This window comes from Microbulbifer maximicatervae (SeqCode), from assembly GCF_052467955.1.
Map to the genome: position 1 here is coordinate 3,130,439 of NZ_CP174329.1, position 23,744 is coordinate 3,154,182.

12 protein-coding genes and 1 pseudogene are annotated in these 23,744 nt (G+C 49.7%); 3 read left to right on the forward strand and 10 right to left on the reverse strand.

The genetic code is table 11. From position 1 onward, the window contains the following. Positions 1–6: 6 nt before the first annotated feature. The 3 genes and pseudogenes from ACJJI5_RS13450 to ACJJI5_RS13460 form a co-directional block, all read right to left on the reverse strand. On the reverse strand, positions 7–10,131 hold the full coding sequence (locus ACJJI5_RS13450) for an RHS repeat-associated core domain-containing protein (protein WP_445354327.1): 10,125 nt from the start codon (positions 10,129–10,131) through the stop codon (positions 7–9). A gap of 347 nt (positions 10,132–10,478) precedes the next feature. Continuing rightward, on the reverse strand, positions 10,479–11,513 hold the full coding sequence (locus tag ACJJI5_RS13455; protein ID WP_445354328.1) for a BamB-related PQQ repeat family beta-propellar protein: 1,035 nt from the start codon (positions 11,511–11,513) through the stop codon (positions 10,479–10,481). An 837-nt stretch (positions 11,514–12,350) separates the two neighbouring features. Further along, positions 12,351–13,318 (reverse strand): annotated as a pseudogene (locus tag ACJJI5_RS13460) (IS5 family transposase). A 219-nt stretch (positions 13,319–13,537) separates the two neighbouring features. Here ACJJI5_RS13460 and ACJJI5_RS13465 point away from each other — a divergent pair. Together ACJJI5_RS13465 and ACJJI5_RS13470 are read left to right on the forward strand one after the other, a co-directional pair. Further along, entirely contained in the window at positions 13,538–13,669 is a 132-nt protein-coding gene (locus ACJJI5_RS13465) for a hypothetical protein (RefSeq protein ID WP_444893794.1), read from the forward strand. A 218-nt stretch (positions 13,670–13,887) separates the two neighbouring features. Next, the gene (locus ACJJI5_RS13470; RefSeq protein WP_445354329.1) at positions 13,888–14,352 is read left to right on the forward strand and encodes a RidA family protein; all 465 of its coding nucleotides are present in this window, start codon (positions 13,888–13,890) and stop codon (positions 14,350–14,352) included. A gap of 104 nt (positions 14,353–14,456) precedes the next feature. Here ACJJI5_RS13470 and ACJJI5_RS13475 read toward each other — a convergent pair whose 3' ends face one another. The 3 genes from ACJJI5_RS13475 to ACJJI5_RS13485 all read right to left on the reverse strand — a co-directional run bounded on the left by ACJJI5_RS13475 (position 14,457) and on the right by ACJJI5_RS13485 (position 17,452). Beyond that, on the reverse strand, positions 14,457–14,969 hold the full coding sequence (locus ACJJI5_RS13475) for a hypothetical protein (protein WP_413665680.1): 513 nt from the start codon (positions 14,967–14,969) through the stop codon (positions 14,457–14,459). A 237-nt stretch (positions 14,970–15,206) separates the two neighbouring features. Next, the gene (locus tag ACJJI5_RS13480; RefSeq protein ID WP_444933120.1) at positions 15,207–15,902 is read right to left on the reverse strand and encodes a YopT-type cysteine protease domain-containing protein; all 696 of its coding nucleotides are present in this window, start codon (positions 15,900–15,902) and stop codon (positions 15,207–15,209) included. Between the two features lie 383 nt (positions 15,903–16,285). Beyond that, positions 16,286–17,452: a dipeptidase gene (locus ACJJI5_RS13485; protein WP_445354330.1), complete on the reverse strand. Its 1,167-nt coding sequence runs from the start codon at positions 17,450–17,452 to the stop codon at positions 16,286–16,288. 79 nt (positions 17,453–17,531) lie between these two features. Here ACJJI5_RS13485 and ACJJI5_RS13490 point away from each other — a divergent pair, with 79 nt between their 5' ends. Further along, positions 17,532–18,140, forward strand: a complete 609-nt coding sequence (locus ACJJI5_RS13490) for an LEA/WHy family protein (protein WP_445354331.1) — start codon at positions 17,532–17,534, stop codon at positions 18,138–18,140. 30 nt (positions 18,141–18,170) lie between these two features. On the opposite strand, the gene ACJJI5_RS13495 is transcribed toward ACJJI5_RS13490, so the two are convergent. From ACJJI5_RS13495 to ACJJI5_RS13510, 4 genes are all read right to left on the reverse strand, one after another. After that, on the reverse strand, positions 18,171–19,880 hold the full coding sequence (locus tag ACJJI5_RS13495) for a sulfatase-like hydrolase/transferase (protein ID WP_445354332.1): 1,710 nt from the start codon (positions 19,878–19,880) through the stop codon (positions 18,171–18,173). Between the two features lie 158 nt (positions 19,881–20,038). Continuing rightward, positions 20,039–20,602 (reverse strand): CDP-diacylglycerol--glycerol-3-phosphate 3-phosphatidyltransferase, encoded by a 564-nt coding sequence (gene pgsA / locus ACJJI5_RS13500; RefSeq protein WP_413665675.1) that lies wholly within the window; start codon positions 20,600–20,602, stop codon positions 20,039–20,041. Positions 20,603–20,703: 101 nt separating this feature from the next. Beyond that, positions 20,704–22,518: an excinuclease ABC subunit UvrC gene (gene uvrC, locus ACJJI5_RS13505; RefSeq protein WP_445354333.1), complete on the reverse strand. Its 1,815-nt coding sequence runs from the start codon at positions 22,516–22,518 to the stop codon at positions 20,704–20,706. Between the two features lie 44 nt (positions 22,519–22,562). Continuing rightward, complete coding sequence (locus tag ACJJI5_RS13510) at positions 22,563–23,216, reverse strand: response regulator (protein WP_413665673.1); 654 nt, start codon at positions 23,214–23,216, stop codon at positions 22,563–22,565. Between the last annotated feature and the right edge of the window lie 528 nt (positions 23,217–23,744).

Consider the following 23,744-nt stretch of genomic DNA (forward strand, 5'->3'; position numbering starts at 1 on the left):
ACATCATCACTTAATATTGTAATAGTCTCGACCAAATCTTGACCAAAGCCCCCCGGTTTGTGCCTGATATAAATTGTAGCTTCCTTTACCAGCAAGAACATCATTTACATTCCAAGCGCCTACGAGTGTATTAAGAGTAGCTTCAGAAAATCCATAACGCCCAGCAAATACACCAACACCAATATAGTTTATTTCGCCCCCTTTGAAGACCCCAATATTATCAACATAAAATTCTTGATTAGCATATCCATATAGAAATGTATCCGCCTTGCTAATGAAATTTTCTGAAAATTCAGAAATATTTAGAGGGTTAACTCCATCAGCCTTAATGCTCATATATTCTGCGATAGTAATTATATCTAGCTGACTTAACTGAATAGGCGTATCGGATCCTTCCTGGACACCTTTAAAAACTTTAAATCTAAGTAACTCGTAGCGCTGTTTCCACTTCTCTTGTGCACTAGCCTGTCCACTAGCCACCTGATTCGCAGCAAAAGCAAAAGCCGCCGTTATGGCCCCATTGGCAAACTTACCACCAGTAATCGCACTAGCTGTACCACCGGTAATCACCGCAGCCAGGAACTGTCCTTCTCTACCCAGTCCAGCCTCTAGAGCCCCAAGGCTGGCGCCTTTAGCCAGACCTGCAGACACAAAACCATGGCCAAACTTACCGCCTTGCAGTTCAGATAAAATACCGCCTGTAACAGCATGCGCAGCCACCTGCACTGCATAATGACTGCCGGAAAATACCTGACCCACCCCATAAAATGCCGCTGAAGAGATGCCGGCGTAAGCACCGGATTTAAGGGCCGCACCAAAATCACCTGTTGTAGCATAAGTAGACTGTGCACTGGTGTACGCGGAAACACCAATAGAGCAAGGCCCGCAATATGCAGCTGCAACTGCGGTAGCTACCGCATTGATAAAAACATGTACCTGCTCAGGCAATATCCTGTAAATGGCCTGATCCATTAAGACGCCAAAGATAAAGCCACTGGGGTCAGTGCCATTTAAAGGGTTGTTCTGCCCATAGCTATACCGGTTGTAGCTCTGGACATTGCTTGGTGCCTGCACAATAGGGTCCGCCTGCAGGAACCTAGCCAGGCGGGGATCATAAATTCGCCCATTCATATGAATGAGTCCTACCTGATCCAGCATTTCGTGGCCAGTATAACCGCGGGTGGTAATGCGGTTATCAAAGTCAGTTAGAGCTGTACTTGCCAATAGGCTCCAGTCCACGGCGTTGCGGCGTTGTCCCCAGGCATCGAAGCTGTAAACAGCCTCGCCATCATTGGCAATCTCACCTTTGCTGTCAGTAATCACATCCAGTGAGCCTAGATGATCCTTGTGCAGGTACTGGGTGCTGCGATTACGGTATTGGCCCTCATTATCCCCATCGTTGACTGTCAGACTGATCAGGGCTCCGCCGGGGAGGTAACGCTTGATCTCGGTAGTACCGTCTTTGGTTATCTTCTCGACATTGCCGATGCTGCGGGTCTCGGTAACCTTGCCGCTCTTGTCGGTGTCGATGCGCAGATAGCGCATGCGGTCCGGGCCGTATTTAAACTCGGTTTTATGACCCCCCTTTTGGATTTCGTAGGGCTTGTCGAAGGTGGTGTATTTCAGCCTTCTACCACTGGAGTCCTCGGTCATATTGCCATTGGCATCGTATTGATAGCGCACACCATCGGAGGTTTCACAGACGGCGTGGGGGCCGAAGCCTTGATCACACTGACTTCCGTAACGGTATTCACCCACATCGGATTTGAAGGTGATATTGCCCAGGTCATCGTAGCGCAGAGTCTGCGCTTCACGGCCTGCCACCTGGGCACTGGTGAGACGGTTTAGTTCGTCATAGAGGAAGTCTTCGCGCAGGTTTTTCCCCCCACTTTGTTCCACGCGGTTTTCGAGATTGCCGACGTCATCCCAGTCGTAACTGAGATACTGGAGGTCGCCAACACCCAGCACACTGGCTGTCTGACCCCGCAGAAGGCCAGTTGCGGGATGGTAGTCTTTGATGGTGGTAATGCCATTGCCACTCAGGTGCTCGGTCACATTGCCACGGGCATCCATTTTGACGACCGTATAAAACTGCTCGGCGGTAGCGAGGTTGCGCAGCTCGGCGTCTACAACCTGGGCGAGATAGCCGTATTGGTTGTAATGGTGGCGGATGGCACTGCTTTCCCAGCTACCGTCGCCACCGGCATCAAAGATCTGGAACGGCCGCGAGAACTGGTCGTAGTTGGTTTTTTCATAGTGGTCGTCGCCCCCTTCCAGAGAGAAGCTGGTAATGGTTTCACTGGGACGGCCATAGTGATCATAGCTATAGAGTTTGGCGTAGCTGTCTGAGCTATTGCTGGGATCGAATGCCTCCACTCGGATCAGTGCTGCCGGAGGTACGCCATTTTCTCCAGTGCTCTGGTCGTTGTTGTAAAACCACTTCGTGGTTTTTACGGCTTTACTGGTGTCAAAATCTCGACGCTCGGTCAGGCGGCCGAGAATGTCATAGGTATTCTCGACACGCTGACCCTTAGCATCGGTTTGCTGTTTCAGTTCTCCGTAGCCGTTATAGACATACTCCCAGTCCCCTTTGTCTGGGTCGGACATGGTGTCTTTGCGGCCGAGCAGGTCGTAGGTCATGCGGGTGATCAGGTTGCGGCTGCCGTTGCCTTTATTGATCACTTGCAGCAGCTGGCCCTCGGCGTCGTGGGTAAATTCGAGGGTGTTATTGGCGTTGTCCTGAGCCCGTACTTTTTCCCCAACCACATTGCTGGTTTCAACCTTGCGCTGCCCCTTGGGGTTGATGGCGGTGGTGGTGGTGCCTTGGTATTCCAGAGTGAGATCCCAGCGAGTACCTCTGCTGTTACTGATCCCCGGCAGGTCGGTTCCTATCACGCGACCAAGACGATCATAGTCGTGGGTTGTCCAGTAAGCAGTAGCGCCTGCTTTGTAGGGTTCTGACTGGTGTTTTACCCGCCCCACATTGTCGTATTCAATATCGACATAATTCCAACCGCCATCGAAAGCGCGGGTGGCTTTGCGCACTTCCCGGGCGATGAGGTCGTAACAGGTTAGGGTTTCACCGCCACCACCGCTGTAATCGCGTTGCTGGGTGCTGGCACCACTGGGGCACTGGGCACCGGCTGGGGCCAGAAGGCTGCTGCTCTGTGCACCTGTACTGCTGTAGCTGTGCACCTGGCGATTAAAGACATCGTAGGTGATCTGACTGACCACGCCGACGATATCCTCAACCTCAGTGGGGTGACCGGCACTATTGCGTTGCAGCACCCGACTGAGTGTCTGGTTATAGCCGTTTACCTCTTCATCTACAAAACGCCCATTAGAGTTATATACCCAGCGCTGAGTGCGTGGTTCTTCGTTAGCGGTGGATTGCTCGGCAAGGGTTTTATTACCAAAGTCATCGTATTCGTAACGGGTGGTCAGTTGCAGAGAGTCGCCGGGCTCCAGGATTTCCTGCTTGAGAAGCCCTGCCTCATTACCGCTGTCGTAGTAGGTGAAGGCACTTTTACGCACGGCCTCTTGGTGCTGACCCCCTTCGCTACGGCTGTGGGTGACAGTGGTATTGAGCAAACGTCCCAGTTGGAGATAGCTATTAAAGTTGTGTTCTGGATTCTGGAAACTGACCGCTCCACTGCCATAGACATTGACGGTCTCGGTGCTAAAGCGATCCCCCTCAGGCGTTTCGGTGACCGCGTGAACACGAATGACGTTGCCATCATTATCTTTCTCGGTGGAAGTGGTAACGGTTTTCAGCTGCACGCCTTGAGCTTGGCCATCGTTAACAAAGTCGTAGGACTTTTCAACACTGGTGGCGAGAACCGGCATGAGTGGCCCCAGTTTGATTGTGCCGTTGAGGGCTGTTGACGGGAAGCTGGATTGCCAACCTTGTAGTATCCAGGTGTTGTCGGATTCACCCAACAAGTAACCCTGGGGTGTGCGGGTTTCTGTGCGCAGAGGGTAACCGCGGAAGGGGAAATCCTGGCGGTAGTGGGTGGTGGTTTTGATACCGCTCTGCGCGTCGATGGTGCGCAGACTTTCAAAACCCAGGAGTCCGCGACCACCGGCCTGCAGGCGCGCGCCACCGTACATATAGCTGATGGTGCTGGTGGCCGCCGAATCTACCTGCCCTGCAGTGTCGGCATTAGTTGCGGGGGCACTGCTATCGACTTGAGTGACCAAAAACTGGGTGCCGAGCATTTCCAGTACCGGACTGGTTTTGCCGAGGGTGTGCTGACCCTGCCAGTCGCTATTGAGCGCGCGGTAAAAATCGCTAGTGGTGCTGACCCCGTACTGGGTACACCAGTCCTCAATGGCATCGGTATTTCCACTTCCACAGTGGGACTCGAGCACAGCTCCAATATCCAGGCGCGCATAGTGGCCAGAGGTAACGCTTGAGCCGAAGGTGATATGGGTTTGCGCTCCCAGGCCATTGGTGATTTTCTCAATCACGTTAGGGGCCACTTTGCGGTCTGGTGAGTGATAAATACGCAGATAATCGTCAGCGAACTCCATCCAGTCGGTAGAACCATCGCCGTTCATATCCAGGAACATATCCAGGCCACCTTTGCGCGCAATGCGGAAGTTCTCTTCTGCGCTATAAATCTGCTGGTCGCTCTGCCAGCGGCGCAGGCGCAGCTCTTCCCGATCTCCCTGCTCTCTTCGCCAAACCAGGTCGAGATCCCCATCTCCCTCATAGTCCAACCAGCTCGGTTGGGCATCTTTGGGGAAGCTGCCCAAGCTGACTGGAGTGGCGAAGCCGGCCCCGGTGTTGAGCCGGTAGGAATAAGGGCTGTTGCCCGTGGTATCTTCTTGAACCAGATCCACTAACCCATCGCTATTGATATCGACGGCCCGCAGCTTACGGTGCAGGTAAGGATGACGCTGTAGAGACGTTGCACCCGTTTCATCACTACCACCCTTAAAGCCCCAGGTTTGCTCTGTGCCATCCGGAGAATCCATTACCTGTTGGCCGAGAACCAACTGGTTGCCTTGCACTTTGACAACATGGGCGCGAGTCCACTGGGACTCCATATCACCCTTATCCCACCGCATCAGAGTCTGCATCAAAATCAAATCGACCTGACCATCCCCATCAAAATCCCCGATCACATCCGGGTTCAGATAAGTTTCTAGCGTCTTGTCGTCCCAGGACGGTGGGTTAAAGGGGGGTGGCGCGGGCATTTGCCAGGATTGCAAGGCACCAAAGTGATAGAAGTTGGCGGAGTCTGTGGATGCTCCAGAGGGCTCTAACAGCTTGTAGCCAGACGAGGTCACAGCATCTGCCAAACCGTCACCATTGATGTCCACAAAACGGGTGTTTTTGTCCAGGGAAAGCTCTATGGGTGATGTCGAAAGACTCCAGGCTCCGTTGCTATAAACCGACTGGTGCAGCTTCCAGATACCTCCATCTGCCCCTGATCGACGGAAAAGTGCTACATCGGCACGACCATCGGCATTGTAGTCAAATACCTCCCAGCGATAAGGGCTGAGCGAACTGCCACCGTAATGGCCCGCCTGCTGTTCGGGACCATAACCCTGTTCTGTGGCCAACACATATTTGAGGTATTGATCGCGGATTTTAAGTTTGCCATTCACCTGGTCCCAGTCCACTTCAAGCCAGACAATATCCATACGTCCATCGCCGTTGATGTCCGCAGGTCTTGGTGAAACAGTGCGATCTTCCTGATCGTTCAGCTTTACTGTGCTGGCAGAATCGGTAGTGAAGAAGATGGCTGGCAGGCGCCATTCAAACACGGTGTCGGGATGGCACACACTGCCCACACACTCGCGTATGCGCTCAATTCGGCTCAGCACATCCTCTTCGTAATCGGTTCTGAGGTAGTCCAGCTCATAGCGTCGCAGTAGCGCGCTTTGCACCCCATGCGTAGTTATGGCTTGCAAGCGCTGGTTATTGGTTATTTTTGCACCGGCAACATGGCTACTGATGACATCTTCGCGCGCTTCATAGTCGAATGTTACTGAGGCGGCGGGGCTGCTGCTGTCACCATAGGCGTAGCGGATTTCGCGGATACGGTGACCTCCGCTTTGATCGTAGAAATACTCTACGGGATTGCCGGCACTGTCTTCCGTGCGGCTCACCACCCAGCTCAGAGTACCAAAACCTGCGAGGGACTGCTGGGCATTATTTCCGTTGGTGTTTTGCCCGTAATAGTTGATAGAACCGTCTTTACGTTCAAGAGTAAAGTAGCTCGGTTTACCGGCGCTGCCACCGTGGGCAGTAACCAGAGTAAAGCTATCGATCTCGGTGCGATACTGACTACCTGGGGCGCCATAGCTGCCCCCATTGACCAGTAACAGACGCTGGCCATCCAGGCAGAAACGATCCTCGCTTCCCCAGGTAATCGGCCGGTTTTGGCCATCCTGCCCCAGAGTCTGGCGACAGCGGGTGACGCTGGAGAGACCACTTAAATTCCAACCCTGCCCGAGCAGGCCATTGCCCCCCTGGCTCGAGTAGTTGAGAGCCAGTTGTGGCGCGACACCGGCGGTGCCCACAGGCAGGCTCAAAGGTATTGAATAAGTAGCAGCCCCAGCTTCATTGACCCGGAACTGCCCTGGCAATGTACCCGTCTCTGCCGAGATAGCCATCGCCGTAGAATCCGGTAGTATCGATGCGGCAGGCTCTGGAGGCGTTTCCACAACGCCGTTGTAACAACCATTTGCGCACGGGCTGGTACGGCTGTTGAATGCCACTATATTCGTGACACCATCGTTATCAGGGTCATCGTCAGCGCCGTAGGAAGTGTCGCCGAGAAAGAGAATTTCCCACCAGTCTGGAAGGCCATCGCCATCGCAATCGCGGGTGTATGCATCGCCGTCGTCACAGCTTGTAACCGCCCAGCTGTAGTCTTGTTCATACAAATATTTGAAGCTGCGGCGGAGCAAGGCATTAGTGGCGTAAACGTATTCCTCAGACTGCGCAAACAAGGTGGCAGCATGGGCGAGCGACAGACCCTCTGCGGTATCAATCAACTCGTCTCGGCTGTAGCTGCGTCCACCCCAGGTCAGATTCGGCTGCCCTTGCTCAGGGAACAACCTCTGATACAGGGTATCGACAAAAGCCTCTGCCCGCGTCCGGGAATCGGAGTGCTTAAAGACCTCGGAGAAATTAGCCTGACCACTGGTGGATACTAAAAAGGCTTCAGCAATATCCTTGTGGGTAGTATTGCCGCCGACCAACTGGTAAGTCCAGAAGGTCAGAATCTTTCCGCTAAAGGGCAATTCGGGTTGTAGCAGGCTGCGATAGAGGCGCGCCACACTGAGATATTCCGGTTCTCTAGATGGATCTGGAGCCCAATTACCGATCTCTTCCCAGAGAGCTGGATCGCCAACACTTTCCCAGATCAATTTACCGGGACCTTCATTATCTCGGGTCAGGGCATATATCTGATTATTCTCGGCTGTAGAAAAATACAGGGTGTTTTCCCCTGCCAAAACCGGTTCTTTAATGATGCCGCCACTGGTGGGGTAGGTCCACTTAACCCGCTCCCAGGGTTTGGTTGCAGATGCATTGACGGCATAGAGTATGCCTTTCTCTTCGTCTCCAGTCCCACTGCCCTCTTCATTGGCCTCGGCTTCACTGATGATGGTGCCAAAATAGAGTACGCGGTTTTCGTCCTGCACCGCTCGAGAGACCACTTTTCCTCGGGTAGGTAGGCGCCACTTTTCCAGAGCATAAGGCGTGATAGCATAGAAGTTTTCGTCCAATGCGCCCACGTAGATAGTGCCATCGGTGCTATCTATGCTCGGGGTGGCACGGATAAAACCATCGGCTGTAAAGGGCCAGCCCAGCTCTTTGACACTGGTGCCATCCTGTTGTTTTAGGGCGTGCAACTGCTTGCCGACAGCAACATAAACAACGCCGTTGGGACCGATGGCTGGTGAGGAGCTGGATTCACCAATAAGTTCGGTGTCACGGTTCCCATAGGCTGTCATGCCAGCAATGGCCCCATTAGGGTTGGTGACCCTTGCTCGCACTCCGAGTTTAAACAGCTGGTCATAAAGTGCACCGCCCGGCGCAATACTGACACGCAGGCTGGTAGTGGAAACATGCTCAAGCGCCTCAGCGCCCGCGGCAAAGGTTTGCTGTACCTTTGGATCGGCTACTCCAGTTAATGTCAGGGACAGGTCAGGATCCAGCCCCAAGCCGGATAGTGCAAGACAGCCCTCACCACAGGATAGGCTTGCCGCCGTCAGTACAGGGGTCAATACAGAAACCAGAACCTGATTACTCGGTTCGCTGCAGACTTGAGGATTTTCTTTGTCACATGCCAGTACCTGGTAGGCATATTCATTAGAGCTTTTATTTTCTATAAGAGCGCTGGTCTCAGACCCTTGCTGGATAAGGTTCCAGGCGGTCTGAGATTCTGCACCACCGGGCTTTTCCTGAAGATGGTATATAACTTCTTGGTTGCTTGTGGGATTCCAGGCAAGGGTATAACTGCCAGTGAACTGCGGATTAGAACTTCCAGACTCTGGGTGTGGACGTGCGGATAATGCCCGGGGAGCCTCCAGGGTATCTACAGTAATGGCAATCTCGTCACTGGGTGCACCGCACCCAAGGGGATTGCAGGCTCTAACCTGATAGCGATAGTGTCCCGATGATTGGTTCGAGAAGAAAAAGCCATCATCTTTAATGTTTTCTTTAAATAAGCTAAAAGGTGAACCGTCTTTGCTTTGCCAGATCTGATACTCAGTAGTGCTCGCCACTGGGACCCAGCGCAAGGTGTAGTTACCGGTGCGGTTAATTCCGGGTTGCGTCTCTCCGCCAATGGTTAAGCCATTCGGCGCAGGAGGTATTGTGGCTGCGGTCACGCTAAGAGGCTGGGGAAGAGAAATTCTCGAGCGCCCTTCGTTATCGGTTACCTTAACAGATAAAGTAAAGTCACCGGAAACCCCCTCTCCCGGTGTCCAGACCAACTGATACTGCTTTTTTTCGCCTTTTTCGTTTGTATCAAGAGGCAAGATCACCACTGGGCCTAAAGAGGAAATCACCAACCACTTGGAATTGACAGGTTTCGTGACTGTACCTATCCCGGCACCACTCAGCAAAAACTCCACCGAGGCCACGCTGCCATCAGGATCTTCTGCTTCTGCCTTTAAGGTAACTGTATTGTATTGCGCAATAGTTTTCGGTGGATTGACCAAGCTACCTATTGGAGACTTGTTCGAATCTACATCAATAGTGACCCTCTGATTATAAAGAGAATTACTTGCACCAAGGTTATCCGTTGCAACAGCCCAAACCTCAAATTCACCTTCACTCGGAGTCCAATTCAGGCGAAAACAATTCTGGCACTGGCTGGTATCTTTTGTAGCATTTCCAATGGATTGCTCCGTAGTACTACCGATAGGCTGATAAAAAAATTCGACCTCTCCAATAGAACCATCATTATCGTCCGCAGTAACATAAAAAGTTTTCACCTGGCCATACTCGACATGGCCACCGTTGTCGCCACTTTGCCAGTTAATACTGGGGGGTTGGTTGGAAGTTACCTTGGCAACCCTCTCCGGGGATAGAGGGCTGCACTCCAGGCTGTTACAGGCCTGGAGCTGATAGGAATAGCTACCTACAGGTTTATTGGAGAACGTATAGGATTCTGGTAGTAGTGTGCCCGTCCACTGCTTTAGTGGGGAGGTGCTGGAATTTTCAAAAAGGCTAATCTTGTTAGCATTATCAGGGTTTTCCCAGCGCAAAGTGTAGCTTCCACCTTCAATCACCTGACTGGGTGTAATAGCAAAAGAACTGGGGGCGCTTATAGGATTGGATACTGTAGCACTTGCACTGTCCAGGCTTTCTGACTCGGTGCGCGAAAGACCAAAGCACCTACCATTGTGTTTTATAGGACCACTTGCCTGTGTAATATTCCCAATTGTTTTGGACTTGGTTTCGGCATTGCCGGAAGAAGGAGCGGCTAACATTATCTCGGCATCACCACTACATGGGTATTCCTCACTGAGAATTGTTTTGTAGCCGATAAGAGAAAACGTCCATCTGCCTTTTTCTGTAACTTGTAGCGAATAGACGCCTCCGCCCAGATGGGTTCCCAGCTGGCTAAGAGTACCTTTGGACCTATAAACTCCATCAGCCAATAATGAAACCCGCACCTCTGACCAAGAGCGAGGGCAGTTTGCATGATTTCGCCCACAACTCGTTGTGTACGTGCCTGCTCTAATACTCAGGGAGCCATCTTTACTGTTTGTTGGCGACACCGTTATTGTATTTGCGTGTGAGTAGGCTCCCATACATAACAGCAACAAGATACTGAAGGTTTTGAGTATGCCAATCAGAGGACTAGAAAAGCTGGTCATTATGTTCATTTTTTGTATTTGTTGCACTGATGCCAAAATACCTTCTATCGGACACTCGCCATTAGAAGGTATTTTTATGGAATAATATTTAAAAAAACTGGTTAGAGTTTCCTTGCTCGCGGCACATTTTATGGCTGTAGATCCCGTTGCCACAGTAAAACGGGTTGTTGCAGCTGCTCTGGTAGCGCTTCGGAATCAGGTGCAGGAAAGGCTATCGTCGGCCCATCAGGGATTGGGTACAAAGTTTCGGGAGAGGTATTTGGTACAAACCCATTCTTGAGCGCAAAAACTTTGTGGTTTGTACTGTGGATATAAAGCACTGAACCATCCTCGCTCAGGGTCGGTGCGGTACTCACCGTTTCGCCCCCGGGCAGTTGGTAACGCCATTGTTCACTGCCATCTGCGATATTCAAGGCGTAAATTGTGCCACTATAGCTCACGGCATAGATCATGCTGTGATCGGGACTCAGTATGGGGCTGGCAATCACACCACTCTCTGTGTGTACCTGCCAAAGAATGGATTTATCCGCTTTTACGGCAAAAACTCGCCCGCCTTCAGCCTTATTGACACCTACATAGGCAATGCCATTTGAAACCGCAGCCTGGCTCATCACCACGCCAATATCGTCCAGTGTCCAGGTCAATTCACCATCGGCAGAAAAGTGATAGTAGTTTCCGTCAAAGTTGCCCTGATAAACACTGTTATCTTCCAGTGCGGTGAGTGAAGCTCCGATAGATTCGGGTTGTAGCTGAACCTGCTGAAGGGATATATGGCTGATCATGCTCTTTGCTGGTGGGCCGCTTTCCCAGAGATTGCTTGGTTGTCCCGAAGCTAGAGTAACTTGTATTTGTGCAGTTTTGCTTCCAGAGGGGCCATTGGCGAACAAGGTGTAGGTGGTAGTAGTTGTGGGGGCTACTCGCACGACTCCCTTGGCCTGCAGCCCTTCAATCCGGGTTCCATTGCTATTATTGATAAGGGTTACAGTTGTCGCTCCAAGCACTGACCAGCTAAGCCCGGAACTATCTCCCGGTTGGAACAACTTTTCGGGGAGTGCTGAGAAAGCGCGGATCTCAAGCTCTGCCCCTCCCTCCGGTGCAGACAATGGCGACTCCGAAACGAGTGCCATTTCTGCGGCATCAAGCTCTTCAGAAGATAATCCCAAACATACAGCTAGAGCGAGAAACCAGACAGGTAATATTCGTAACGAAGGGCATTGTGAAGAGAGCTTCTTACACTCTGACCAAAAAGCTATGAGCAATGGGTCCATGCGAAGTATTTTGTCCATAAATAAAAAGAGGATCCGTTCACAAACTTTTAGTTATCAATAATTTGTTTTTCGACACTGCCAAAGTGGCGCTTTACTCATCTTAACTTAATGAGTGGAAATTTCAAAATACTTCACATAGATTCTTGCCGAGCTTAAAGCTTTTAAAATTTCAAAACACTTCACAGCCTGGAAAAAATTATGCAGGAGGGTGGAGTAACTGTTGATCACAACAGTTGATGTCGACTTAAGATTTAACACCCTTCGCCAGCGCTGCGACATGGACATTGAGTTGTTGCTTGAAGTCTTTATTGCTCATTGATTTTCTCATGAGCGCTCCGATATAGCGCATGGGGCATGAGCAGTTGCACAATATAGACTACACCCTCGGCTTGACTGAACATATATTGATAACTCACAACTCTCAGTCAAGCCTGATACTACATCTATTATTATTTATTTTTCTAAGGCCAATGCCTGCCGCATGACAAGCATCATCACTCAAGGGGCATCTGAATAATTCTGGGCCAATTTGGTAATGTTCATCTCCCCATAAAGACTTTAAAAAATCATGCACCAAGTCACTTTTTCCGAAGCAGAATGTAAGCTAAGGAACCTCTGATCAACGAAGCATTTTTCTAGAATGAAGCCAAACTGTTTGAAAAATTCACTTTATTACGCACAAACGATTAATAGCCCCCTAATTTTTCACCCGAAACCCTTAATAGGCGAATTTTAGGCACGCCACCCCGAGGTAGTCTGGTATTTTCTCCCTATAAATAAGTTGGTAAAGCCTGCCAGCAAGCACAGTCTCTCAGTATTTTTTACCAGTTCCCGATAGCGGACCTTGTCATAACCAAATACCCGTTTGACGTAGCAAAAGGGGCGCTCGACCTTTGCACTTATCTGCTTCCGCCTTACGGAATACATCACGCCCTAGAAGAGTTTTTAGCTTGCTCGGCCTCATTAATATGTTCCAATCCGCCTCCCGCTCTTCCAACTCTTCACGCTTCTCCGCACCAATGCACCCAGAGCCTCCCCAGATTCTTTTCTCCTCCCTGTGGAGGACTCGCTCTGTGGTTGTGACATCATGCAAATTCGCTGCTGTTGTATCTATTCTATGTGTTACCCCGGGCACATCATCAACCTCGATATGCATCTTGTTGTGCTCAACTCTAAAATCCCACTGACTGCCTTTCTTTATTTGATGCACTCCTGAATTACGTTCTTTCTTTTCATTCTTAGTTGAAGTTGGTTGCAGAGATAATAGTGGCATCTACAATGGTGCCTTCACTCAGTACCATGCCATTCTCAGCAAGATGTTTGTTGATTTCATCAAAAAGAGCTGTACCTAGCTGATTGAACTCCAGTAAGTGGCGAAAGTTAAGAATCGTTGTTTCATCGGGAATTGGGTCGCTCAAAGTCAATCCAGCAAAACTACGCATGGATTCAATTTCATACAGTGCATCCTCCATAGCGGGATCACTGAGATTGTAAAATAGCTGCATGCAATGAATACAGAGCATGACACTCAATGGATATGGCTGTCGGCCACGCTTGCCTCGTGGATAGCAAGGGGTGATCTGAGCTTCTAGTCGCTGCCATGGGATGAGGGCTTCCATTTGAGAAAGTAACTTCTCTCGGCGAGCTATGCGGCGCTTTAGCTTATATTCTGCTTCGGCAAAGGTGACTTGGTGCATGATTCATCGTAGTCTTTATGGGTAGATGAATATTACCAAATTGGCTCAGAATTAATCAGAGGCTCCCTAGAAAGGGCCATATCTTTCCCTTGCTTAGGCACTGTAATTGCACCAAAACCCTGGCAAGTCTATATTACTCAGCATAAAGTAGTTCACTGGTTTCAATTTAAAGAGATCGGCCCACTGAATACAATGCTTAAGCCTGAATGGTTTAGAGAGGGAATGGCGTACCTATATAGCGGCGCTCCCGATTCAGATATCCCTGACCACTATTACCCAATGATTCAGCAGTATAAAGAATGGCACTCAGATATGGAGTGGAATGAAGTTATCAGCGCAGCGAGAGAGCTTTAGGGAGCCTCTAAATAAATCCGTAATATCTCTGCGAGCCTTCAAGGCTCATCCATGGGGCTTTCAGAGCGATTCACACCCTGCGTTGTGACTTTTTGAAAGCTCTGGACACTCTTGCCAAGCCGCACCTTGATTGTGAACCAGAGGCATCACGGAATTATTTAGAGCCCCCTAGACCTAGCCCAGATTGTTTGACACCAAATTTATAAGAATATATTCCTATGAAGATAAAGACATCACCTATAAATGCATTAATTTCTGCACTTTTCGCTATTACGCTTTCCAGTTTCAGCTATGCAAAGGACGATGAGCAGGTTGAATTTCTGAACCCAACAGGATCAGCCTCAAACCTGCCGTTTTCAGAGGCTGTAAAAGTTGGCAACCAGCTATTTCTTTCTGGCCAAATAGGGCTTTCACCGGAAACTAAGCGGTTAGCCCAAGGGGGATTCTCTGCGGAGACCAAACAGACTCTAGACAACATAAAGCAAACTCTGGAGCGCTACGACTACGAAATGAAAGATGTTGTTAAATGCACGGTCATTTTAACAGATATCAAGAATTTCCCTGAATTCAACAACATCTACCAGAAAGCTTTTGCCTCCCCCTACCCTGCAAGGACTACTTTTGCAGTGGAGTCCCTAGCGCTGGACGCCCAAATTGAAATTGAGTGCATCGCTGCCAAGTAGCTGTTAGTTGAGATCTGAGGTGGTAAAATCATCCACCTCGGATAGTTCGCGTTTAATTCCGAAGGTGTTTGAGACAAGCCATATAGCGCCTTCATCAAGGCTGATTAGCCACGCGTAAGCTCAATTGTTTCCAAAATTCTTTTAAAGCTCTCTGTTATCCTGGCCATATCTTCATTCGTGGAATTAACAATAAGCCAATAAGCATCTTTCCTTCCAACAACAAGGCTCAACATTTGAACGGATTTATCCCCTTCACTAAACCATTCTACAGTCTTGTAGCTCACCTTTAATCCTGACTTTGTTGTCAGCTCCCCTTCATTTGAAGTTCTTACTTTTTTTTGGCCCGAAGATTTCTGGAATTCCTTTAATATCATTCGCCAATATAGTTCATGCTTCTGCCCTCCTCGCTCACGATCAGTAACAACCAGGTAGTCCAGCTCATCGCCATTCCAGCTCAGAAGAATTTCTTCATCAGGACTATAATCAGGCACAACCTGAAAAGTTAGATCCATCTCTGAAGGTGGATTAACTTTAATATACTCTGCAATTTTCAGCTCTTCCGCTTGAGACGCGTAGGAACTAATACAAAACAATACAGCAATGAATATCCGCTTCACCAAATTTACCCTAAAAAAATGTAAAACCACACCGTATATCTATGACAATACAGTTACCTACTATGAGCTTAATTATTAAAAATAAAGGAATCAACTTCTTTGCGCACGGAGCCACTCATTTGTGATTACATAATACATCCGTAACTCTGACACTCCCTCGCAAATGGTACGATATAAATAACACAGGGTCGCCTAAGCGACCCTGTGATACCTAGACAATAAAACAACCCCACTAACTTATCTAAAAGTTGAAATCATCCAGCTTCCACCAGCAGTGCCCATCGCCAGGTATATCAAAGCCAGCTGGTGTAATTCGGCCTTAAAGCGGTTGTATCCGTTAAATACAAAGGAGCCAAAATTGGGGTCAAAAAGTCTCCAGGTATTACCATTCTGTACTTGAATTGCAATTGCATGGCCGCTGTTGGGGCCCAGGAACCCTATCAATGCAAAACCTTGATTAAGGCGGGCCATCCCCTGCCGTATCCATCGCAAAAATGTGGAAAAAGGCTCAAATGGGTTCAACTGATGCCCACGGGCGATACAGTGCTCGGTATACCCATCTGCCCGACAAATCGTCCTTAACCCTGACGATATACCCATCACATTTCCCTGGATCTGCTGCTGCGCGGAAATTGCCCTTTGCATTGTATAGATAGGCTGCCCAAAGGTGGTGGTCGACCCGCCAACAGCCCTTAAAAACATACCTGGAGTTGCTCTGTTGAGGGCGTTTCCAATTCCCGTATTATGGTAACGCTGTTGCAGTCCTGCCTGGAGATGCATATTTATATGACCGCCGGGTTGCAAGCCGAGTCTCACCCACATGTAGGATAATGCGTAACAAACTCCGCGCCTGACATCATTGTGGACACCGGGTTGGATGTAATTTGCCTGATCCAATAGAAATTCTGTTTCTGTTAGTTTCGGATTGAACATGGAGGTCTCCCTATTCTTTAGAGATAGTGGACTTTTGCCTATCCGCGGTATCGCGGCCCATGTTCTATTTTTCTCACCTACAGTTTTATCTCTATCAATTTTCTTGTGGATTTTTTAGCTTTAAGTCATTTTAAAAAGTAAACCGGAAATTGATTACACTTAATTTCAATTGGTTTTTCAGGACGTTAAGGTCAAAATATGATATAAATTTCCAGTTTAAATTGCGTTTGGATAAGTGCAGAAAGTAAATTTATTTTAATCATATGCGAGCAAGTATTGCGCTGGTAATAACAAACTCATTAGAACAGTGAGCTATCAAATACCAGCGCTAATATATCTGTTGAGAAGGCTGCGGAATCTAAATTCAACCTTCCTATATGATATTAACTGGGAAGTTGAGTAAGGAAGAAATCTCTCAGGTTCTCACCCATTACTTTACGGATCTCTTCTTCAGTAAACCCTTGCCGAAGCATTTCTGCGGTAAGCACGCCCAGTTCACTTACGTCAAATGCAACCTTTACACTACCGTCATAGTCCGACCCCAATGCGACATGATCCACACCCAGTGTATCAATGGCATAACGAATGGATTTAACAATGCTCTTGGGGCTTGTATCGCAGACAGCACCAGGCCAGAAACCGATTCCAACCAAGCCTCCTTTGCCCGCTATCTCCTTCATTAGCTCGTCACTGATATTCCGGCGTGAGTTACACGCCCCTTGAAGCCCGGTATGGGAAACAATCACTGGGCGCTCGGCAATATCCAAAATTTCGCGGACGACCTGCTCGGAGGAGTGGGCGACGTCAATCACAATAGAGCGCCTTTCCATCTCCTGCACTGCTTCCCGGCCAAATGCGCTCAAACCCTGCCCGCTTTCTCCATGCAGGGAGCCACCCAGCTCATTGTCAAAAAAGTGTTGCAACCCCATCACCCGGAAACCAGCATCGTATAGGTGGCCGATGTTTTCGATCTTCCCTTCCAAAGGATGGGCACCTTCAGTGCCAAGGAGTGCAGCCAAAACCTCTCCGCCCTGCTTCCTTGCTGCAAGCACCTGTTGTAAATCTGCCGCACTTTTGACGATACGTATTTGGTCAGGCGCAGATTGCTGTATCGCATTAACACGCTCTGCATGATAGAGCGCCCGCTGATACAAGCTGCCCCACGCCTTTACTGGCCACGCCTGAGCAATTGCCAACAAGGTTATATTATCGCCAGCTTTGCTGGAGTTCTTTTGATAGTTCTGCCCCCGGGGAGACTTGGTAACTGATGTGAAGACCTGGATACCCAGATTACCTTCTCTCGCCCGGGGAAGGTCCAGATGACCATAATCGGCTCGCTTCCTCAAATCCCTGGCCCACAGGAAACTATCTGCGTGGAGATCACCTACCAATAGACTTTGGTGTAGCGCTTTAGCCTCAGGTGACAGCGCTGCAATTTTGCCCGGCTCTACTTTGTTCATCGACTTTTCAATAGCTGGAAGCAAAAGCCATTTCCAGCTGGCGAACAATATCACCACCATTGTTGTCAGAAGAATGAGCCACTTGTTCATCTATTGTCTCCATTAGTAGAAATCCATGGGGAAGTTTGCGCAGAGGCAACAACCTTCTTCGATCCATCAGGATCGCAGAATGAAGCAATTGGAGCGGTTGCTCAATAAGCAAGCAAAAGAATTAAAATTGTGGTGGTCGTGGAATAAGCGCGGGGGCACCAACCTCGCACTTATCAGAAGAGAGAAAAATGAAGGACAAACAGTGATTAAGCTTTTACAACTGAAGTTACTCGTATTATTCGCTCTATTCATGGGTGGTTGCGCCGCTTTATCGCCCAATTTTCAGCAGCCCGAGGTTGAGATTATTGGGCTGGAGCCGCTTCCTCCTGCCGTCGGCAGCGATCTGCGCTTCAGAATCCATTTGCGCATTTTCAACCCCAACAACCAAGAGCTACCCCTCTCCGGGATCTACTACAAGCTCAGTCTTGCCGGCCATAAAGTGATGACTGGAACCTCAAACAACCTATTGCCCATTGCCCCCTATGGCCAGGATGACATCTCGGTAGACGCAACTGCAAGCTGGGTGGGGTCTCTATTCGCCGCCGCTGAATTAGCGAATAGAGGGCAGCAATCGGTACCCTATGAACTTCAGGCAAAGATTGGCCTGAGCAGGTCCCTTGTGCCTTCCATTACAGTGCAGCGAAGTGGCGAAGTTCGACTGAACCAGAATCTGGGACTCTACCACTAGTCCAAGCCTACTCACCTTGGAGCTAGCATTTTAATCTCCCCAGTCGCCGACCTTGTCGGCACCGGGGATTTGATACTCGAGATAGTCTTCAACAGTGAATGGCATCTCACTGATGACTGAGCGCACGCGCTCACCAATAGCCTGTGTCTCAGGGCGCGCATTAGCTAGCCCGGTATAGGGTATGCCTTTGCCGCTGGCTACGTCTGGATATTTACGTTTGAATAAACGGTGGCGGGCCACCATATGATTGAACTGGCCCTGGGTGTAAATTAACGGCACCAACTGCGGGGACTCCTCCCGTGGATCCATATATAAATCGTAATAAGCCTCCGGCATCCCCGACCCTGCCACCTCCCCCGCTCCCAGCCAATGCCTCTTATATCGCCCCTTTACTGTTGCCCCCAATTCCTTACCCGTATAAATAAATACATAATCCCGACGGCCATGAGTATCGCCGTTTAGGAACAGAGCGGTCTGGTCGAGGCCATCAACGACGCGATCCGTGGGAATAGCATCAGTTGCTCCACCCAAGCGAGCGAAAGTCGTATACAGGTCAGTGATATGAATAATATCTCCTGCCGTTTGTCCCGCTTCGATAGTTCCTGGCCACCAGGCAAAAGCAGGTACGCGAACGCCGCCCTCAGTAAAATCCCCTTTGCCACCCCGATACAACATGGGCAGCATTCCCCACCCCGCCGGCGGACTGTGGACCATAGGACCGTTATCCGCCATTGCAACGAACAAGGTATTTTCAGCGAGCCCTAAGCTTTTCAATTCTTGCATCAGCACCCCAACAAAGTTATCCATCGCCGGGAAAGCATCGGCAACCATCAGCCCGGCTACCGAGCGCTTGGGGTTATACATCGCCATGAAATTAAGGAGATTGGGCCAGTAGGCAACGAAAAACGGTTTCTTCTGCTCTGCACTGCGACGAATAAAGGCCAGCGTTCTCTGTTCTGCTTCTGGATCAAACTTAGCGAAGCACTCGTTGGATGTTCCGCACCATTCCCGCCCGGATTGTCCCTTTTTCCCTTCAATATTCATTACCCAGCCAGCGGGAATCAGACCAGGGCTGTCCAACCGATAGGGATCAGGTGGATAGATTTCGGGGAACATGCCCAGCACCGCATTTGCTACATTTGCCTGGGGGTTAAACAGGGAGGTAATCTGGTTCATCGGAGTGAACAACGCCTCATCGAACCCCTGATTGTGTAAATAACTCTCCTCGATATCTCCAAGGTGCCCCTTGCCGAAAAAGCCTGTCGTATAACCCGCTTGCGAAAGTACCTCGGCAATAGTGACTTCTTCTGCGCGTAGACCGGAAAACTCATGGGGCATACCCACTTCACCCATGCCATAGCGCACCGGTAGCCGTCCGGTGAGCGCAGCAGCGCGGGTTGGTGTGCATGAGGGCTCAGAGTACATGCGGGTAAAGTTGATACCCTCTGAAGCCATCTGATTTAGATTTGGCGTTGAGTAGCCAAAGTTCTTTTGTAACGCAGGAAAGCCAACAGCTCCAAATGCAGTGTCATCCCACAGCAGGAATACTATATTCGGTGGCTGTCCATATTTCTGCCGCAACTGCTGTAAGCGTTGCTCAAGCTCCGCATCCTCTTGATCCCAACGTTCGTCGTTTTGCATCTTGAGAATATAAAACTCGGCATCATGTACAACTTGCCCCTCGACATTGAGAGTGATGCAAAGCAGCCAGATCATAATCAGGTGGCTTTTGACGGACATGAGCTTCCTATAGATTGCAGAAAAGTATCTAACAATTTAGAGGAGCGCAGGGGTTTGGAAGAGGAAGAGCGAGTTTAAGCGGGGTAAAGAGCGCCTCGTTTTCCAGCAAATGCCAGAATCGAGGCGCCAATTTCGTGAGAGAAGTAATTCCCCTCTATCTACTTATCCCGGCTGTCGGCCATAAGGGCCGGCCATGCGGCGCGCAAGTACATCACCATTGTCCACAAGGTGAGGCCGGCAGCGATATAGAGCAGCAGATATCCAATAGTTTCCATCACCGGAAACTCTCTAACATCGAAGGCAAGCAGAACAAGAATTGCTGCCATCTGTGCGGTGGTTTTGACTTTGCCTACATAGGAAACGGCAACACTGCTGCGCTGCCCCAGCTCAGCCATCCACTCCCGCAATCCAGAGACCGCGATCTCTCGACAGATAATCACCGCCGCAGCAATCGCAAACAGCGGATTGTCATGCAGTCCCACCAGCAAGACCAATGCAGTAGCCACCATTAGCTTATCGGCAACCGGGTCCAGAAAGGCACCTAGGGCAGTACTCTGATTTAATTTTCTGGCGAGATAGCCATCAAGCCAATCGGTAATTGCGGCAACAGCAAAAATTGCAGCAGAAGCAATGTAACTCCACTTGTACGGCAAATAGAAAACCAAAACAAAAAATGGGATCAAAGCAACACGTAACAGCGTCAGTTGATTGGCGATTGTCATACTTTTCTCTATTCTTGCGGAGGGCGTACGTTATCAAGCCATCGCGCAAAATGAAACGCTTTGGAAAAAACTGGCCATTTAATCGCCAGCTCAATCCTGTTCTACTCGTGGTGTAGTGCCGAGTATATATCCTGAGCCAATTTCCGGCTGATACCATCCACGCTGGCAATCTCCGTTACTGTTGCGCGCTTTAGCTCCTGCAAACCTCCGAAATGTCGCAGCAGCGCCCTGCGGCGAGTGGGCCCTACTCCTGCAATACCTTCCAAAGGAGACTCCCTGCGCTTTTTATCCCGTTTTGCCCGGTGGCCAGCGATAGCAAAGCGGTGCGCTTCGTCTCGCACCTGTTGAATTAAGTGCAGTGCTGATGAGTCGGCGGAGAGTACAAGCTCTTTGTTACTGGAAACCACATGTAATGTTTCAAAGCCCGCTTTTCGTGTAGTTCCTTTGGCAACACCAATAATTTGCACTCCGACGATGCCCAGCTCATTCAGAGCTTCAACCGCTTGTGTAACCTGGCCCTTCCCCCCGTCGATCAACAGGATATTCGGGAATTTGCCCTCACCACCGGAAAGGCGCGTATAGCGCCGCTTTAGCGCTTGCCCCATTGCCGCATAATCATCGCCCGCCTGGATACCCTCAATATTGAATCGGCGATAATCCGACTTCACCGGGCCTCCGGTATCAAATACAACACAGGACGCAACCGTGGCCTCACCGGAAGAATGGCTGATGTCAAAGCACTCAAGCCTCTCCGGGAGCTGCTCCAGTTCTAATACTTCCTGTAGCTTCTCGAAACGGTTGTAGAGTTTTTGCTGGGCTGCAGTTCGACTAGTCAAATTCTGTTGTGCTGCCTGTTGCGCCATCTCAACCCAAGTGGCCCGCTTGCCACGCAACTTATGGGTGATACCAACATCGCGACCACACTGCTCGCTAAGAGCCTGTTGAAGTGGTTCGAGATCCTGTAAGGCCTCTGACACTAAAATCTCACGGGGGATCTCTCGGGGACTGCCCAGGTAAAATTGCGGGACAAATGCGGAAAGTAGCTCTGGCGGTGTGAGTCCCAGGCGCTCACTGGGAAAATAACTGCGACTCCCCAGAATTCGCCCCTGCCTGACAAACAGAACGTGTACGCAACAGCTACCGCCCTCACTGGCTATCCCCAGCACATCCACATCGCCACTTGCACCCTCAGCTACCTGATCCGCTTGTAGACGACGCAGCGCGGAAATTTGGTCTCGCAGTCTCGCGGCTTTTTCAAATTCCAGCGCCCGGGATGCCTCATCCATTTGATCGGCCAACTCCTGGATAATGCTGTCACTTTTACCCGTGAGAAACATCTCTGCGTGGCGAACATCCTGGCGATAGTCCTCGGGAGAAATAAAATCGACACAGGGAGCAGTGCAGCGCTCTATCTGATATTGAAGGCAGGGCCTTGAACGGTTGCGAAAAACACTGTCTTCACAAGAGCGGATTCGAAAAGTTTTTTGCAAAAAGTTCAGGCTGTCGCGAACCGACGATGCATTTGGAAAAGGTCCGAAGTATCGGCCTTTCTTGCGCTTGGAACCACGGTGGAATGCAATACGGGGAAAAGTGTCATTGCTGGAAAGAAAGATATAAGGGTACCCTTTATCATCCTTCAGCATCACATTGTATGGGGGCCGCTGGGACTTGATCAGGCTTTGTTCAAGCACCAGGGCTTCGGTTTCACTGCGCGTAACGGTGACTTCGATGTTTCCAATACGCTGCACCAGCGCCATGGTTTTTGTCGTTAGTCCGGAGCTGCGAAAGTAGCTCGACAACCGATTGCGAAGGTTCTTGGCTTTCCCTACGTAGAGGATTTTATTTTCGGCGTCGAACATCTGGTAGACGCCGGGTTTGCGAGTTACTGTCGCGAGGAAACGCTTGCTATCGAACATCTGGCAACCGGCCTCAATATTTTAAGAAATCAGCCACTTTTCAATTAAAGTGCAGCATCTGGGTCGAGAATTTGGTGTTTAACAGCGAGGATCGTCAACTCTACATCACTATTAATATCCAACTTCTCAAAAATCCTGTAGCGGTAACTATTCACCGTTTTGGGGCTTACCGAGAGAGACTTTGCAATATCCGCAACCTTGGCGCCATTGACGATCATGTCTGCAGTCTGCAATTCCCTTTTAGATAATTTTTCAAACGGAGATTGCTGATCATCCTGGCCACTGACACTGCGCATCGCCATTTTGGTTGCCATGGAATTACTGATAAAAACACCACCTGAAATAACCGTCCGTATCGCTCGAACCATTTCTTCAAGGTCCGCGCCTTTAGTCACGTAACCCATTGCCCCAGCCTGCATCAAGCGGCCCGGGAATAAATCATCATCGAGTGCACTAACGGCAACAACCTTTGCCTCCGGGCACCGCTGCAGCAGCTTTCTAGTCGCTTCAAGGCCGCCCATTCCTGGCATTTTTACATCCATCAGAATGACATCAACATTAGACCGGCGAACGAATTCCAGGGCCTCCTCGCCACAGTTTGCCTCTCCGGCGACTTCTATATCCTCAACATCACCCAGCATGCGCGAAATGCCCATTCGCACAAGATCGTGATCATCCACCACTAAGACTTTGATCAAGCTATCCCCAACTACGGATAAGTGCAGTAGCTACGCCGCGTATACATCCCCAACGCACGAGCTCTATAAACTGCGTTCTTCTTTTTAGCTCACGGTGAAACTACCCCGTGTAGGCCCCCCCGGAACCCAACCGCAACATACCAGACAAAAACGCTACTGCAAAGCAGAAGCACCGTTTCAAATGCTGCCGAACAGACAATTGACCATAGGATCTTGCTGCCTTTATAACATTTAATTATAGCGTAGAAACGTACCAATTAATTTTTCTGCGATCAAGATGAGCACTTCCGCAAAATTTGCGATAGAAGATTCAATTTATCGCAGAAACTATTTATGAAAGAAATCGGAATATGAGAAAATGTAAGAGGCTGAATTCGTTATAACAAAATAATCGTCAACAAATAGAACAATTCTCTACTGAGATTCAGGCTGAAAACTGCCAACCCCACCCAATAATTCGCACTTTTCTATTGGATACTTCCTAACTGTAATTCAGTGAAGAATAAAAGAAGGGGTTGTCCGCACTCC